The sequence below is a fragment of the Sphingomonas sp. Ant H11 genome, from assembly GCF_000797515.1.
GTDB lineage: Bacteria > Pseudomonadota > Alphaproteobacteria > Sphingomonadales > Sphingomonadaceae > Sphingomonas.
On the sequence record NZ_JSBN01000030.1, the window covers coordinates 1 to 16708 of the forward strand.

The 16708-nt window shown below is 63.6% G+C and carries 8 protein-coding genes and 3 pseudogenes; 4 read left to right on the forward strand and 7 right to left on the reverse strand.

Annotation, left to right across the window (positions count from 1 at the left end; translation table 11 throughout):
* Nucleotides 1-122: 122 nt before the first annotated feature.
* Nucleotides 123-2504: an FdhF/YdeP family oxidoreductase gene (locus NW75_RS07145; protein WP_033964482.1), complete on the reverse strand. Its 2382-nt coding sequence runs from the start codon at nt 2502-2504 to the stop codon at nt 123-125.
* A 254-nt stretch (nt 2505-2758) separates the two neighbouring features.
* On the opposite strand from NW75_RS07145, the gene NW75_RS28150 reads away from it, so the two are divergent.
* The gene (locus tag NW75_RS28150; RefSeq protein WP_081988666.1) at nt 2759-3091 is read left to right on the forward strand and encodes an HdeA/HdeB family chaperone; all 333 of its coding nucleotides are present in this window, start codon (nt 2759-2761) and stop codon (nt 3089-3091) included.
* A 141-nt stretch (nt 3092-3232) separates the two neighbouring features.
* Here NW75_RS28150 and NW75_RS28155 read toward each other — a convergent pair.
* The 3 genes and pseudogenes from NW75_RS28155 to budA form a co-directional block, all read right to left on the reverse strand.
* Nucleotides 3233-3889, reverse strand: a pseudogene (locus NW75_RS28155) (FABP family protein); the annotation flags it as partial.
* 104 nt (nt 3890-3993) lie between these two features.
* Nucleotides 3994-5667 (reverse strand): acetolactate synthase AlsS, encoded by a 1674-nt coding sequence (alsS, locus tag NW75_RS07160; protein ID WP_033964484.1) that lies wholly within the window; start codon nt 5665-5667, stop codon nt 3994-3996.
* Entirely contained in the window at nt 5664-6473 is an 810-nt protein-coding gene (budA, locus tag NW75_RS07165; RefSeq protein ID WP_052192277.1) for an acetolactate decarboxylase, read from the reverse strand. Before budA ends, alsS begins: the two co-directional genes overlap by 4 nt.
* A 205-nt stretch (nt 6474-6678) precedes the next feature.
* On the opposite strand from budA, the gene katG reads away from it, so the two are divergent.
* Nucleotides 6679-8886: a catalase/peroxidase HPI gene (gene katG, locus NW75_RS07170; RefSeq protein ID WP_033964485.1), complete on the forward strand. Its 2208-nt coding sequence runs from the start codon at nt 6679-6681 to the stop codon at nt 8884-8886.
* A complete protein-coding gene (locus NW75_RS07175; RefSeq protein WP_052192278.1) occupies nt 8883-10121 on the forward strand; it encodes a carbohydrate porin in 1239 nt (412 codons plus the stop codon). The genes katG and NW75_RS07175 overlap by 4 nt, the downstream gene beginning before the upstream one ends.
* 37 nt (nt 10122-10158) lie before the next feature.
* On the opposite strand, the pseudogene NW75_RS07180 reads toward NW75_RS07175, so the two are convergent.
* The 3 genes and pseudogenes from NW75_RS07180 to NW75_RS07190 all read right to left on the reverse strand — a co-directional run bounded on the left by NW75_RS07180 (nt 10159) and on the right by NW75_RS07190 (nt 15928).
* Nucleotides 10159-11591: pseudogene (locus tag NW75_RS07180) on the reverse strand (efflux transporter outer membrane subunit).
* A 2-nt stretch (nt 11592-11593) separates the two neighbouring features.
* Nucleotides 11594-14770, reverse strand: coding sequence for an efflux RND transporter permease subunit (locus NW75_RS07185; protein ID WP_033964486.1), 3177 nt, complete (start codon nt 14768-14770; stop codon nt 11594-11596).
* A 5-nt stretch (nt 14771-14775) separates the two neighbouring features.
* Nucleotides 14776-15928: pseudogene (locus NW75_RS07190) on the reverse strand (efflux RND transporter periplasmic adaptor subunit).
* 101 nt (nt 15929-16029) lie between these two features.
* Here NW75_RS07190 and NW75_RS07195 point away from each other — a divergent pair.
* Nucleotides 16030-16686: a TetR/AcrR family transcriptional regulator gene (locus NW75_RS07195; protein WP_052192279.1), complete on the forward strand. Its 657-nt coding sequence runs from the start codon at nt 16030-16032 to the stop codon at nt 16684-16686.
* The last annotated feature ends 22 nt before the right edge of the window (nt 16687-16708 follow it).

Below are 16708 nucleotides of genomic sequence, written 5' to 3' on the forward strand. Positions count from 1 at the left end.
CTCGGGATCGGAAGGGAGAGCTTTTAAGGCTCTTGCAGAAAGTTGGGAGGGGGGGCGGGTAACTCTCTGCACGGCCTAAGTAAGGTTTTGCGTACCGCGAAAAAATCATACGATGGTTGTGGTTACTCGCCGGATGTGGGCGGCACCGTGGCAGGGCGGGGGGCCACGCCCGTGAGCCCGGCGCGTTGGACTGCGGTTGCGCCCGTGCTGCCTGCGACCGCCGGTCGCACGCGAACCGGAATCGATTTGTAGGACGGCGTCAGACACTGTTTGTCGATGTGGCCGAGCGCGACGAGCGCCTGGCTCTCGGGATAATAGGCACCGCAACATTGCGGCGGCAGATCATAGCGGATTACGGTGAGCCCACGCACGACCCGGTCGGGATGGGCGTGCGCCAGGGCCGTCTCGACATCGACAAGATCGCCCTCCGCCAGGCCCAGCCGCGTCATGTCGGCTTCGTTCATCATCAGCACATCGCGACGCCCGAAAACGCCGCGATAGCGATCGTCCAGGCCGTAGATCGTGGTGTTGTACTGGTCGTGCGATCGCATCGTGGCGAGCCGCAAGATGTCGGGATCGTCAGTGTGCAGGTCTTCTTCAAGGTGGTCGAAGATCAGGAAGTTGGCCTTCCCGGAAGCGGTGTTCCAAATGCGTTGCTGCGCCGCGTTTGGCAGTTGGAAGCCGCCGGGCTGGCGTATCCGATCGTTGAAACCGGCAAATTCGGGATAAACCGACTCGATCTTGTCGCGGATCACGGCATAATCCGCGACCAGCCCCTCCCAATCGACATCGACCGTCGAGCCAAGCGTCGCCCGCGCAAGGCTGGCGAGAATCCAGGGTTCGGAACGGGCTTCGCCGCTTGGCGGTTTGAGAAAACCGCGCGATGCGTGGACCATCGACATCGAATCCTCGACCGTGATCGATTGCGGTCCGGTCGCCTGTTCGTCGCGTTCGGTCCGGCCGATCACCGGCAGGATATAGGTCGCCTTTCCGGTCAGCAGGTGCGTGCGGTTGAGCTTGGTCGCCAGCGACACCGCAAGATCGAGCCGACGGAAACCCTCGAAGCAGGCGGTCGGATCGGGCGCGGCGATCGCCAGATTGCCGCCGAGGCAAATAATCGCCTTTGAGGTCCCATCGCGCATCGCCGCGATCGATTCGACGACCGAGTGGCCAAACTTGCGGGGTGGCTCGAAGCCGAAGGTATCGCGAAACCGGTCGAGCATTTCCTTTGACGGGCGTTCGGTAATGCCGACGGTACGGTTGCCCTGTACGTTGGAATGGCCGCGCAGCGGGCTGATACCGGCCCCGATCCGGCCGATATTGCCCTTGAGCAGCAGAAGGTTGACGATCTGTTGTACATTGGCGGTGCCGGTACGATGCTGCGTGATGCCCATGCCGTAGCTGACGATCGCGGCTTTCGCGCTGGCATAAGCCCGCGCAATGTCCTGCAGATTCTCGTGCGTCAGCCCGCTCGAACGTTCGATGTCCGCCCACTGCGCTTGATCGAGATTGGCCACGAATTCGGCGAAGCCCGAAGTGTGACCCGCGATGAAATCATGATCCAGCACCGGCGCGAGATCGGCGGCCCGGGCGGCGCGGTCCATGTCGACCAAGGCCTTGCAGATGCCCTTCAGGGCGGCGGCATCGCCGCCGATCCGGACCTGGAAATAGGTGGTCGCAATCGGAACCGACGTCATCGTCGCCATTTCGAGCGGCTCTTGCGGAGCCTGGAAGCGTTGCAGCGCCCGTTCCTTAAACGGGTTCATGACGATGATCGTCGCACCGCGCTTTGCCGCATTGTGCAGCGATGTCATCATCCGCGGATGATTGGTGCCGGGGTTATGGCCAATCGAGAAGATGAAGTCGCAGTGCTCGAAATCCTCGAGTGTAACGGTCGCTTTGCCCACGCCGATGGCACGCGGCAGACCGACCGAGGTCGGCTCGTGACACATGTTCGAACAGTCCGGGAAATTGTTGGTCCCGAACGCGCGCGCGAACAGCTGGAAGACGAATGCCGCTTCGTTTGACGCCCGACCCGAGGTGTAGAATTCCGCCTGATCGGGATGGTCGAGCGCCCGCATTCGCGCACCGATATCCGCGAGGGCATCGTCCCAACTGACCACCTCATAATGATCGGTGGCGGGATTATACCGCAGCGGGTGCGTGATGCGCCCCTGATTTTCGAGCCAGTGGTCGGGTTGCTGCCAGAGGTCCGATACGCTGTGTTCGGCGAAGAACGTCGGATCGACCCGCTTTGCGGTCGACTCCCAGGTCACCGCCTTTGCACCATTTTCGCAAAACTCGAAGGCGGAGGTGTGTTTGGGATCGGGCCACGCGCAGCCTGGGCAATCGAAGCCGTTGGGCTGGTTGTTCTCGAGCAGCGTCTCCACGCCCTGAACAAGCACTTGCTGGCGCTTGAGCGTCTCGGCCACTGCCTTGAGAGCGCCCCAGCCGCCAGCCGGTTCGTTATAGTCGCGGATGCCATCGGGCCGTTTGTCAGTCATGCCCGCAAATTACCGCCTGGCGAAGCAGCGTCTTGGATCGCATGCGCCGAAATTGGACCGATGGCAGCCAAATTTGGGCAAGGTTGGCGGCACCGCCGAGGACCCGAAACTCTCGTATTATTGGCCGACCCGGGTTCGTTACGGCAACAGTCCGGCGATCGATGCGGCTTGGCGTCGTGTCGGTCGTGTCACGAGCGCGGGGTCGCTACACCGGGCCGTGACCCAATGCCCAAAATAGCCTTTAGGAGCTTCTCATGGTCGAATTGCGCTTTCATTCCTCGGTTCGTGTCGCGCTTGCCGCGCTATCGGTGCTGTCAGCGGTTACGGTAGCGGATGCTGCGACTGCGCCGGCCAAGCCCAAGCTGACCGAGACAATTACGTGCCGGGATTTCGTGCAGATGCGCGAGGAGTTCAAGCCGACGGTTGTCTCTTACGCGCTCGGCTACACGCACGCCAAGCAGCCGCAGCTCGATGCGGTTGATGTGGGGGGTGTTGCGCGGCTCGTGCCCGTGCTGGTCCAATCCTGCCGTGCCCGGCCGACCGAAACGCTGTTGCAAAGAATCAGTGCGTTTTTCCACCGGCTGTAACCGCGCTTGAACGATGTGCGGCGTCCGGCAGGCCTGGACGCCGCCTGCCGGGGCGCTGATCAGGATTGCGCCGCTGCGGTTCTTTTTCGCCAGAATCTGCGACCACGGATTTGGCTTTGCAGCGCCGATCCGATGTAGCGTGTTGCGGTCGTGATGCAGGAAGGGCTGGTCCTGCCCGCGCACCGCCAACGTGGTCTGAATATCGTAAGACCATGAATCATCGGGATTGAAGGTGATGTCGATCCGATAGGCATCGGTGCGGAACGCATCCTCAAGGAAATCGGTCGAGCAAATGCCGTAGTTGGTTGGTCCGCGCGTTGCCGTCAGTGTGATGGTCTTGTCGCCCGGTTTGCCGTGCCCGGATGCCAGCGCGGTTTGGCCGCGCGGGATGGCGAGCGTTTGCAGGATCAGGCCGGTTGCCGGTTCCCACAGCCAGTACCCCACCTGATCGTGAAAGGTGATGTCCTCTTCCACGGTCGTGATGTGGATGTGATAGCGCAAGCCGTAGAACAATTGCGGTCCATTGGCCTGCGGGTCGATCGGCTCGAACACGATGTGCTCGATAAACGTACGCTGTTCGGGACCCGCCGGTTTCGGCGCGGTATCGGATCCCTTGGTCGCCCGCCATGTGCCCGCAAGGGGACGGAGCGGACCCAGGTTTGCCAGGGTGTCCGGATCGACATCGCTCGGCTCGGTGAAGATGTCGCGGGGAAACGGATTCACGCAAGGGTCTCCTACAAAGGGGGAAGAGGGCGCTCGATCGCAACGCTTTTTAGGCTGGTCGCGGCGATTTGCCACCGCAATCGAGGGTGCGCAGCATCTTCCTTCGCCAGGGAGCGACCGCCCGGAATACCGCGCGTGCGGCCCCCCGGGCAGTCCCCTTAACGTTCGCGAAGCGGATCCTACAGAATGCTGCCCTCGTGCACCATTTCGAACAGCTGCGCATTCTTGCTGTAATCGACATTGACGCCGATCAGCACGGGCCCCGGGGTGTCGAAGGCCTGGTGAAGTGCAGGCGCGATCGCGTCAGGGCCGGCGACCTGTATGCCCTTCGCGCCAAACGCCTCGGCATATTTCACGACATCGATCGGCCCAAGGTCCGTGCCCGAATGGCGACCGTATTTCAGCTCCTCCTGCGCGGCGACCATGTTGTAGCTGCCGTCGATCCAGATCATGTGGACAAGGTTCGATTTCAGTCGCACCGCGGTTTCCAATTCCATGCCGGAAAACAGAAATCCGCCGTCTCCCGAGACCGACAGCACTTTCTCGCTCGGACGAACGATGCTGGCGGCGATACCCCACGGCAGTGCCACGCCCAGGGTTTGCTGACCATTGGAGATCAACACCTGACGTGCGCGAAAGCTGGTGAGATAACGCGACAGATACAGGCTGAACGACCCCATGTCCGAGCAGAGCGTAACGTCGGGCGTGAGCATCTTCTGGAGTTCGGCGATAATGCGCAGTGGATGGACGGGCGTCCCGCCTTGCGCGGCAGCTTCGGTGAGCAGTTGGACGCGGTCTGCGGCGATCACCTCGAGCAACGTCGCGGCTTTTGCGGAAGGTGCCTTGCGCGTAAGCTGCGGGGTCAGCCGGGTCAGGCTGGCCTCGATATCGCCGATGACCTCGACGGAGGGGTTATAGGCGTTCTCGATCTGCGCCGGGACGACGTCGATATGGACGATCGGCCGATCCGATCCCTGGTTCCAGATCGATGGCCAATATTCGACCGCATCGTAGCCGATCGTGACGACCAGGTCGGCGGACTCAAGCAAGGTGTCGGCGGCCTGATTGGCGATTTGCCCGACACGCCCACCGAATACGGCGAACTCGCGTTCCGAAACCGCACCCGCCGCCTGGAACGTGCCGACGACGGGCAGCGCCGCCAGGTCGAGCAGCGCGCGGATCGCCTTTGCCGCTCTGGGCTTGCTCGCCATCAGGCCGAGCAGCACGACGGGATTGTTTGCTGCGTTGATCAGGCGCGCCGCTTCCGCCAGCGCGCCCTCGGATCCTGCGCCGTAGCCTGGCATGCCGTTCAATGCGATTGGGCGGCACGCCGCCTCGCCGGTCATGATGTCGAGCGGCAATCCGACGAACGCCGCGCCCGGACGCCCGGTCTCCGCGGCGCGGAAGGCTGCAGACAGGATTTCGGCGGTGGCGGCGGGGGAGTCGACCTCGGCTGCATATTTGGTGACGGGTTTGAGCACATCGACCGAATCCAGCGTCTGGTGCAATGCCTTGAGCCGGTCCGCCACGGCGACGGAGCCCCCCAGCGCAACGATCGGGTCGCCCTCGGAATTGGCGGTGGCGAGGCCGGTGGTGAGGTTTGCCACGCCAGGGCCCGACGTCGCGATCGCGACGCCCGCCTTGCCGGTCATCCGTCCGATCCCGCCGGCGATGAACGCGGCATTCTGCTCGTGGCGGCACACCACCGTCTGAATCGACGAATCGACCAGCCGGTCGAACACCTTGTCGATCTTGGCACCGGGCACGCCAAACACATGCGTGGTGCCACGCTGTTCGAGCGTTTCAACGACGATGTCGGCGCCGGTACGCGGCCGTGTGCTTGTCTGCGTCATGACAATGTCCCATTCGGTTTGGAGGGTGATTTGGTCGGCTCGCCCTCCGCAGCGGCAATCTTCTGCGGCAGGTCGCTGTCGTCGAGATTGGAGCCGAGAAAGGCGTCGGTTTCGGGCAACTCGATGTGGAGACCGTGCATTGTGCAAGTTTGCGCGGTCGCGTCGCTGATCTGGAAATCCAGCACATGGCCGCCCGACCTACGATCGGCGGTCAGAAAATGCAGGTGAAAGCCCGGCACGCCGAGGGTTCCCGCAAAGGTCGGCGTGCGAAAGCCCGCCAGCGTGCCCGCAACATTGGTGAGAACGGTTTCGGCTTGCCCCTTTGTCGCATCCTGCAGGGGCGGGAAGGGCCGGTGTTGTTCGCGCACGGTCCTGGTCGTCACGCTTGCAAACTGCCCGTCGACACGGATCGCCGTAAACAGATTGGCTTCGGTCAGCGCCGTCAGGCGGTCGAGCAGGTCGGCCTTTGCGATATCGGCCACGGGCAGGCTGCGCTCGGGTTTGAAGAAGGTGACAACCGCGAACGGTGTCTTCTGATCGTCCGTAACGGGCCGCGCCGAACCGTCCGAACGGAGCTGGTAGAACACGCCGTCGAAGCCCACCATCTCGCCGTCGAGATCGTTGAACGTGCCAAGGCCGAAGTCCCCATGCCGATGCAGTTCGCCATAGGTCGTCAGCCCTTCGTAGACACCCTCGACCAGCGCCGACATCAGCGATGTCTGGTACAATTCGCCGGATTTCGCATCCGCCGCGCGTCCGCCGGCGATCGCAGCCGCCCCGATCATCCCCAGCGCTGAGTCCGTCATCACTGCATCTCCTTGCGGCGTTCGGTTTCAAGGCTTTGGAAAACCGTGCCGATCGAGCGGCTTGCTACAAAGTCGCGCCTTTCCAGGCACTCATACAAAGGTTGCGCCCTCCCGCCGGGGCGTCGGCAACCGACACCATCGTATGATTCAGCGGCGGCAGGGCGCTGCTAGACCACTCGCCTGATCTTCTGCCGAGGGAAAGAGCATGTCCGTCGAAAGCAAATGCCCCATGAGCGGCGGTGCGGTGTCCGGCAACGCCGTGCTGTTCGACATGACCGACCGGCTCTGGTGGCCGAACCGTCTCGACTTGGCCGTGCTCAACCAGAATGCGCCGCAGCCGACGCCGCTGGGGGATGCGTTCGATTATGCGAGCGAGTTTGCAACGCTCGACCTCGCGGCGGTCAAGCGCGACATCGTCGCGCTAATGACCGAATCGCAGAGCTGGTGGCCTGCCGATTATGGCCATTACGGTCCGCTGTTCATCCGCATGTCGTGGCACGGGGCCGGCACCTATCGCATCGGCGACGGGCGCGGCGGGGCGGGGCAGGGCGCGCAACGCTTCGCGCCGCTCAACAGCTGGCCCGACAACGCCAATCTCGACAAGGCGCGGCTGCTGGTGTGGACGATCAAGCAGAAATACGGACGAAAACTCAGTTGGGCGGACCTTTTGGTGTTGACCGGAACCTGCGCCATTGAAGCTATGGGGCTGAAGACCGTCGGCTTTGGCGGCGGTCGCATCGATATCTGGGAGCCGCAGAACGACACCTATTGGGGGCCGGAGCGGGTCTGGCTTGGCGGCGACAAGCGCTACAGCGGCGATCGCGAGCTTCAGGAGCCGCTGGCGTCGAGCCAGATGGGGCTGATCTACGTGAACCCCGAAGGGCCCGATGGCATTCCCGACCCCGTCGCCGCCATCCGCGACATTCGCGAGACCTTCACCCGCATGGCGATGAACGATGCGGAAACCGTGGCTCTGATCGCGGGCGGCCACACCTTCGGCAAGAATCACGGTGCCGCGCCGCCCAAGGAGTATGTCGGGCCCGAACCCGAGGGAGCGCCGATCGAGCAATTGGGGCTGGGCTGGAAGAACAGTTTTGGAACGGGCAACGGCGCGGCGACGATCACCGGCGGGCTGGAAGGGGCGTGGACGAGCGATCCCATCCGCTGGGACAATGGTTATTTTTCCAACCTGTTCGGCTATGAATGGGAGCTAACCGCCAGTCCGGCCGGCGCGCATCAATGGACGCCGATCAACCCGGAGGCGCAGGGTACCGTGCCCGACGCACACGATCCGTCCAAACGCCATGCGCCGATCATGCAGACGACCGATATCGCGCTCCTGCACGACCCCTCCTATGCAAAGATCGCGCGGCATTATTACGAAAATCCCGCCGAATTCGGTCACGCCTTTGCCGAAGCCTGGTACAAGCTCACCCATCGCGACATGGGGCCGCATCCGCGCTTGCTTGGCCCCGACGTTCCGGCGGAGCCGCGGCTATGGCAGGACCCGGTTCCGGTTTGCGACCACCCGCTGATCGATGCGGCCGATATCGCGGCGCTCAAGATCGAAATCCTGGCCTCGGGGTTGACCACGGCCCGGCTGGTGGCGACCGCTTGGGCGTCGGCCTCGACCTATCGCAATTCCGACAAGCGTGGCGGCGCGAACGGGGCTCGAATCCGGCTTGCGCCGCAAAAGGATTGGCCGGTCAATGAGCCCGAACACCTCGCCATGGCGCTGGCCGCGCTTGAACACGTCCAGCAGGCCTTCAACGCATCGGCACCTGGCGGCAAGCGGGTATCGCTCGCCGATCTGATTGTGCTGGGCGGCGCGGCTGCGATCGAGGATGCTGCCCGTCGAGCCGGCTATACGCTGGAAGTGCCGTTTACGCCGGGCCGGATGGATGCCGCGCAGGACGACACCGACGTCCAGTCCTTTGCCTATCTCGAGCCCAAGGTCGATGGTTTCCGCAATTATGTCGGAGCCACGCTGCCGTGGTCGCAGGAAGAAATGCTGGTCGATCGCGCGGATTTGCTGAAACTCACCGCGCCGGAAATGACCGCGCTGGTGGGCGGACTGCGCGTGCTCGGCGCGAATGTCGATCAGTCGACCCACGGCGTGTTCACCGACCGTCCCGGCGTGTTGACCAACGACTTCTTCGTCAATCTGCTGGCGTCGAGCTTGCGCATGACGTGGACGCCCGCGACCGAAGCCGACGTGTTTCAGGCGCATGACCGCGCGACGGGCGCAGTGACATGGACCGCGACGCGCGTCGATTTGATCTTTGGATCGAACGCGCAATTGCGCGCGATTGCCGAGGCCTATGCAACCGACGATTCGGGTCTGCTCTTTGTCCATGCTTTTGTCGCGGCGTGGAGCAAGGTGATGGACCTCGATCGCTTCGATCTCGCATGAGGGCCAGCCGCGCAGGCTTGGCGGTCCTTGCCTTTGCCGGGCTCGGTCTGGCCGGGGCCGCCGATCCGGGATGCGCCCAGACCCTCCCCTCGGCCGCCCAGAACGGCGGCGAGAATGGCGAGGCGGCGCGCCGCTCCGAGCGGGCATTGACCGTGACGCTGACCTATACCAGCGATGCCAACGCCGATGTCTCGGGTGGCGCGCGAACGGGAAGCGCGTATCTCCAGCGGATCGGTCTGATCGGCGACGCGGACTTGGCGCACGCGATCGGCTGGAACGGTGCCACCGCGCATATCAGTTTCCAATCTATCGTCGGAACCGGGCTGTCGGCCAGCCGGGTCGGCAATTTGCTGACGGTGAGCGGCATCGAGGCCCCCCCGGCGCTTCGCCTGTTCAATGTGTGGGTAGAACAAAAGGTGGGCAGCGCGACGTCGGTCCGCGTCGGCCAATTTTCCGCCGGGCAGGAATTCTCGATCAGCCCCACGGCAAATCTGTTCGTCAATTCGACCTTTGGCTGGCCAGGCAGTTTCGCGACCGACTTGCCCGGTGGCGGCCCCGCTTATCCCATATCGGTGCCCGGTGCGCGGCTGGCGACCACCTTCGATGGAGGCAAGACCACCGCGCGTATCGCGGTGTTCACGGGCAACCCGCCGGGGCGGGATGTGCACGGTTTTGCTGGCTGGCGCTTCGACCAGCCGCCGCTCGCGATCGCGGAGGTGGCGCGGTCGGCGGGCGGGGATGATCCGGCCTGGACCTTTGTGCTGGGCGGCTGGGCAAGCTTCGATCGCTTCGCCGATCTGCGATCCCCGACCGGGCGGCTACTGCGCGGGGATCAGGCTGTATATGTCATCGGCGACGCGCGGCTCTGGCGACGGGCCGGGCGCAGCCTCCGCGGCTTCGCCCGCTTCAGCGCATCGCCCGCAAACCGGAACCTGATTGGCGTGTATGGAGACGTCGGCGCATCGCTGACCGGCCTAATTGCCGCACGCCCAAAAGACGTCATGGGGCTGGCGATCGCAGTCGCCGGCCTATCGCCGATGACGCCCGCGATTCCCGGGCCCATTGCCTCGCCGCCTCCGGAAATGGCGATCGAGGCAAGTTATCAGGCAAATTTCGGCAAGGGGTTCTCTTTGCAGCCCAATGCCCAGTTGATCCTCAACCCCTATAACGCGAACACGGCCACGTCACAGCGGCGCGCTATCGTGATCGGCCTGCGCACGGCCTTCCGTCTCTGAGCGACGTGTCTCGGCAATCGCGCCAAGCGGATTCGCTTCAACTCAACCCGCCGCCCAGAACGCGGTACAGGGTGACGAGATTGGTGGCGCGCGCGAGCCGCGTCGTCACCAGATCCCGCCGGGCGCTGTAGGCGGTGCGCTGTGCGTCGAGCGATGTCAGGAAGGAATCGACCCCTGCGCGATATCGTGCGTCGGACAGCCGCGCCGATATCTCAGCCGCCGATGCCCGTCGCGTCCGGGCGCCGATCTGGGCGTCGATCGTGCCGCGCGTCGCCAACGCGTCGGCGACCTCGCGGAACGCGGTCTGCAGGGTCTTTTCATAGGTGGCGACTGCGCCCTGTTGCTGGGCCCGTGCCAGATCCAGATTGCCCTTGCGGCGACCGAAATCGAAGATCGGCAGGGTCGCGCCGGGTGCCACCGACCAGCTCTGGCTGTTGGCCCCGAACAGCCCGCTGAGCGCGGAGCTCACCGTGCCAAAGCTGGTGGTCAGCGAGATTGTCGGGAACATGGCAGCGCGCGCCGCGCCGATATTGGCATTTTGCGCAATCAGTTGATGTTCGGCCTGCAGCACGTCGGGACGGCGCAGCAATACCGAGGACTGGAGGTCGCCCGGCAGCGCGTTCAAGGTCCGGTCGGTGTCTCCCAGCCCTTGCGGCAGCAGCGTCTCGGGCGTCGGGGCCCGACCAGCAGATCCAGCGCGTTGTGATCCTGCGCGATTTGCGCCCGCAGCGTCGCGATGTCATTCGCGGCGGATTCGTAATTGGTCTCGGCCTGGCGTGCGGCCAGTTCGGACTGCGTGCCGATCCGGAATTGCGCCCGCGTGAGTTGCAGCGACTGATCGTAGCTCGCCAGCGTCTCCTGCGCGACCGCGAGCAAATCCTGATCCGCCGCCAGCGTCAGATAGGCCGACGCGATCTCCGAGATGAGGCTGATCCGGGTGGCGCGCTGCGCTTCTTCGGTCGCGAAATAGCTTTGCAGCGCGCTTTCGCTGAGATTGCGCAGGCGACCCCACAGATCGAGCTCGAACGACGAAATGCCGACATTGCCGGAATAGACTTCAACGGTCGAATTGGAGGCCGCACTTGAGCCCGATCCACCGCTGGAGGCCGCTGCTGCCGTACCGTTGGAGATCGTCGCCGAGGCACCCAGGTTGACCGTCGGCAACAGGTCGGCGCGCTGCACCCGATATTGTGCCCGCGCTTGCAGGACGTTTGCTGCTGCCAGCCGCAAATCGCGGTTGTTGGCGAGGCCCAGCGCGATGACCTCGCGCAGTTTGGCGTCGGTGAAGAAGGTTTGCCATCCGATTTTTGAAATATCTGCGGCATCGCTGGACGCGGCGGGATACGCCCCTCCCGTCGGCAAAGCGGCGGGCACCGCGCCCTGCGGCCGGACATAACCCGGTGCGAGATTGCATCCGGCGAGCGCGGCACTGGCCAGCAGCGCGGCTGCAATGCGGATCGTGCTGGTCATGGTCAGGCTCCTTGCGGCGCGGAATTGGAGGCGGATGGATCGGTGGGCGTGGTGGCGGCCTCCTGTGTCTTGCCTCGCGCAAACAGGCTGCGCACGACCACGAAGAACATCGGGATGAAGAAGATGCCGAGAACGGTGGCGCTCAACATACCGCCGACGACCGCACGGCCGATGGCATTTTGCCCGCCTGCGCCGGCACCAGTCGAGATGGCGAGCGGCATCACCCCGAAGATGAAGGCGAGGCTGGTCATGAGGATCGGACGCAACCGCATCCTCGCCGCGACGATGGCGGCATCGAAGGCCGTCATGCCCTCCCGCATCCGTTCTTCGGCAAATTCCACGATCAGGATCGCATTCTTTGCCGACACGCCGATCGTGGTGATCAAGCCGACTTGCAGATAGATGTCGTTGTTCAGCCCGGTCAGCATCGCGGCCAGCAACGCGCCGACCACGCCCAGCGGCACGACCAACAGCACCGAAATCGGCACCGACCAGCTTTCGTACAGCGCGGCAAGGCACAGGAACACGATCAGTAGCGACAATCCATAGAGCGCCGGAGCCTGACCGCCCGAGAGCTTTTCCTCATAGGACAAGCCCGTCCATTCGAGCGCCGTCCCCGGCGGCAGCTTGGCGTGAAGCTCCTGCATCGCGGCCAGCGCGGCACCCGTGCTGAGTCCCGGGGCCGAGCCACCCTGCAATTCCATCGCTGGCTGGCCGTTATAGCGGGTCAACTGAACGGGGGCCTGGGTCCAGGACAGCGTGGTAAAGGCGCTGTAGGGTACCATGTCGCCATTGCCGCCACGGATATAATATTTGTCGAGGTCTTCGGGCTTCAGTCGGAAGGGCGCATCGGCCTGGACAAAGACACGCTTTACGCGCCCGCGATCGATGAAATCGTTGACATAGGCGCTGCCCCACGCGGTCGAGATCGTGGAATTGACTTGCGACAGATCAAGCCCCAGCGCACGCGCCTTGTCCTGATCGACATTGATCTTGAGTTGCGGCGCGTCCTCCAGCGACATCGGCCGAACCTGGGCCAGGCGCTTGTCCTGCATCGCCATGCCGAGCAGCATGTTGCGCATTTGGACCAGTTTCTCATGACCCATGCCGACCTGGTCGACCAGTTGGAGATCGAACCCGGTCGCGTTTCCGAGTTCCTGCACGGCGGGCGGCACGATCGCGAAGATCATTGCGTCGTGGAATTGCGAGAACGCCCCCATCGCGCGCCCGGCGATCGCCTGCGCCTTGTTGGCTGCACCTGAGCGCGCGTCCCAGTCCTTCAATTTGACGAAGGCGAGACCGGCATTCTGGCCCTGTCCGGCAAAGCTGAAGCCGCTGATCGTGAAGACGCCCTCGACATCGGCTTTTTCCTTGGTGAGGAAATAGTCGCGCACCTGCTCCAGCGCTTCGTTGGTGCGCGCGGTGGTTGCGCCCGACGGGCCCTGCACCAGCGCGATGACCGAGCCCTGATCCTCATCGGGGAGGAAGCCGGTTGGCAAGCGCACGAACAACAGTGCCATCCCGATCGCGATCAGCGCGAAAACGGTCAATGACCGTCCCCACCGGCGCGCGGTGCTGCGAGTGCCGCTTTCGTATTTCGCTGCGCCGCGGTCGAACATCGTGTTGAACCAGCGGAAAAAGCGCGAAAGGGGGCCGTTGCCTTCCAATTTGCTTGGATCGTGCGGCTTCAGGATGGTCGCGCACAAAGCCGGTGTCAGGATCAAGGCGACCAGGACGGACAAGACCATGGCCGACACGATGGTAATCGAGAACTGACGGTAAATGACGCCGGTGGAGCCCCCGAAGAACGCCATTGGCAGGAACACAGCGGACAGGACCAGCGCGATGCCGACCAGCGCGCTGCTGATTTCGTCCATCGATTTGCGCGCGGCTTCCTTCGGCGACAGATGTTCGGTCGTGATGAGTCGCTCGACATTCTCGACCACGACGATCGCGTCGTCGACCAGCAGGCCGATCGCGAGCACCATGCCAAAGAGCGTCAGCGTGTTGATCGAATAGCCTGCGACCGCCAGCACCCCGAAGGTACCCAGCAAAACCACCGGCACCGCGATCGTCGGGATCAGCGTTGCGCGCCAGTTTTGCAGGAACAGGAACATGACGAAGAAGACGAGGACGACCGCCTCGATCAGCGTGTGGATGACCTGTTCGATCGACAGCCGGACGAAGGGCGTGGAGTCGTAGGGATAGATGACCTTCACATCGGACGGAAAGGTCTTGGAAAGCTCCGCGACGCGGGACTTGACGGCTTCGACGGTCGCCAGCGCATTCGCACCCGGTGCCAGCTTGATGCCGATGCCTGATGCGGGTTGGCCGTTATACCGTGTGTTGAAGCCGTAATCAGCAGCACCGAGTTCAACCCGTGCCACATCGCGCAAGCGCACGACCGCGCCTGCCGTATCGGTTTTCAAGCGGATATCGCCGAACTGCTCGGGCGTCTGCAATCGCGACTGGATCGAAACGGTGGCGTTGAGCATCTGATTGGCGGGTGCAGGTTGCGCACCCAATTGACCCGCAGAAACCTGTGCGTTCTGCGCCTGCAACGCGGCGGTCACGTCGGCGACGGTGAGTTGATAGCCGTTGAGCTTGAGCGGATCGATCCAGACCCGCATTGCATATTGCGCGCCGAACAATTCTGTATCGCCGACGCCGTTAACGCGGCTGAGCGGATCCTGGACGTGCGAGGCAAGAATATCGGCAAGGTCCGACGCGCTGTGACGGCCGCCCTCCGAATAAACGCCGAGGATGAGCAGGAAGTTGGAGGTCGCCTTGGCGACCTGAATGCCTTGCTGCTGGACTTCCTGCGGCAAGAGCGGGGTCGCTGCCTGCAGCTTGTTCTGCACCTGCACCTGCGCGATGTCGGGGTCGGTGCCTTGCTCGAACGTCAGCGTGATCGACACCGTGCCGGCTGAACTCGACGATGACGAGAAATAGCGAAGGTGATCGATCCCCTTCATCTGCTGTTCGATGATCTGGGTCGTCGTGTTTTCAAGCGTTTGCGCATCGGCACCGGGATAGGTCGCGGTGATGCTGACCGAAGGCGGTGCGATCGAGGGAAACTGCGCGATCGGCAAGCTACGGATGCCGATCAAGCCGGCGACCATCAAGATGATCGCGATGACCCAGGCAAAAATGGGCCGATCGATAAAGAAACGCGACATGGGGGTTACTGTCCCTTGCCAGCAGCGGCGGCTGCGGGGGCCTTCGGGGTCCAGCGAACCGGTTTGACCGGCATGCCTGGCTGCAGGTTCTGCGCCCCTTCGACGATCACCCGATCCCCGCGCGCAAGCCCCGCGGTCACCAGCCAATTCTCGCCGATCGTGCGTGGGGCGGTCAGCGTGCGGGGCTGGATCTTGTCCCCGGCTCCGACGACCATCACCACGGCGTTACCCTTTTCGTCGCGGCTGACCGCCCGCTGCGGGACGAGCAGCGCGTTGGCTTGCGTCCCTTCGACGAACTGGGCGGTGACGTACATGCCCGGCAGCAGCAGTCGGTTGGGATTGGCGAATTCCGCGCGGATCGTCTGGCTGCCCGTCGCGGGATCGACCGTGACATCGGCGAACTTCACGACGCCCTCGATGGGATAGATCGTGCCGTCCTCAAGCTTCAGCCGAAGCCGTGCAGTACCTCGCGTAAGACTGCCCGCCAGCAGTTTCTGGCGCAGCCGGAGTTGATCGGCGCTCGATTGCGTGATGTCGACATAGATTGGGTCTAGCCGCTGGATCGTGCTGAGCGCGGTCGCCTGCGACGCGGTGACCAGCCCCCCCCGTCGTGACCGCCGAGCGGCCGATGCGACCTCTGATCGGAGCCCGTACCGTCGTCCGCGCAAGGTCGATTTCGGCAGTACGGAGTGCGGCCTCCTGCGCGGCGACATCGGCGCGCGCCTGTTGCGCGCTGGTGACGGCATTGTCGTAATCTTGCTTGGCAATGGCATTGATCTTGACCAGCTCGCCATAGCGGCGCGCCAGCGCGTCGTTCGAGGCGATCGCTGCGCGTGCCTTTGCCAGCGCGGCGCGCGCGCTTGCGACGGTTGCCTGATAGGGTTGCGCATCGATCCGATAGAGCGGCTGGCCCGCGCGGACCTCGTCGCCCTCGGTAAACAAGCGCGCGGTAATCAACCCGTTGACCTGCGGACGGACGTCCGAGGTTTCATAAGCGGCAGTGCGCCCGGCGAGCTCGGTGCTCAGCGTGACTGACTGCGGTTCCACCGTGACAAAGCCGACTTGCGGCGGGCCGGCGGCTGGCGCTTGGGGCTGGCCGTTGGAGCAGCCGGCCAGGAGGGCTACGGTGAGGACCGCGACGGAGCAAGGTTTGCGCACGCTTTCTTCCAATGTATAAGTGTGAGCGATCGATCACTCACATTTCCGCCGAGCCGGTAGCTTTGCGAATTTGAAATGACAAGCCTAATCATAGGAGGATTATGCCGACCACCCGAAAATCTGCCGATAAAGTTATGAAAAAGCGGGATTCTCGCGCGGAAGATCGGCGAGCGCGAATCTTGTCAGCGGCGCGTCAGCTCTTCACTCAATATGGCTTCCACGCCTCCGGCGTGGCGCGTATCGCCGCCGACTCGGGGGTTAAGGTCGGGCAGCTTTATCGCGATTTTGCCTGCAAGGAGGATATTGTCGCCGAGCTGGTGCGGGCCGATGTCGTCGAGTTTTTGGATGAGCCGGCGCTTCGTGCGGCGGTCGAGGCGCGCGATTTCGCGCTGGTCCGTGCGTGGATCGCGCGGTTCCTGGAAGAGGATCCGAACGATCCGGGCTCGTACGCGCTGTTCGCGGAGATGTTTGCCGAAGCAACGCGGAACGATCGTGTCGGGGACATCATGCGCGAGGTCGACGCCCTCGTCCGCGGCAATATCCTCAGCGCGCTCGACGCTTTGGCACCGGGCGAGGAGCGGGCCGCACGGCGCAGCGAGTTGGCGGATTTCATCCTCGCGGTCGGCCACGGCGTGTTGTTTCGCCGAATTTCGGATCCAGACGTCCATCACGCGGAGCTTTCCCGCTATATCGGGCAGCTGATCGACAGCGAACTGGCCAAAATTATGCAGGATCCCCCAGTGAACCCGACGCGCTGAGCGCGGTGCGTTGGGTTTGAGA